The following is a 241-nucleotide window of genomic DNA, read 5'->3' on the forward strand; positions in this document are numbered from 1 at the left end:
ATGCTTGAACAACTTGCCGGGATGAACCTGATGCCGACCATCGTCTGTAATGGTCAGGCGATAAATAAGATTATCCTGTTCAAGTCCATCGTGAGAATTCATAACAATAACGTCAGCATTCTGATGCTGTTTATTAATCTCTTGCAGATTCAGTAAAACATCCTGACCGGAAGCAACAAACTTCAGGTCAAATGCAGGGGCCGATTGAATGGCAGGATTTAAAACAGAAGAATGGCTGACC

1 protein-coding gene is annotated in these 241 nt (G+C 42.7%); it reads right to left on the reverse strand.

Going from position 1 to position 241, the window contains the following annotated elements:
• Positions 1 to 241: hypothetical protein (locus E1189_RS21965; RefSeq protein ID WP_196220780.1), on the reverse strand; the 241-nt coding region annotated here is incomplete at both ends.

This window comes from Parendozoicomonas verongulae, assembly GCF_009711465.1.
Taxonomy (GTDB): domain Bacteria; phylum Pseudomonadota; class Gammaproteobacteria; order Pseudomonadales; family Endozoicomonadaceae; genus Sansalvadorimonas; species Sansalvadorimonas verongulae.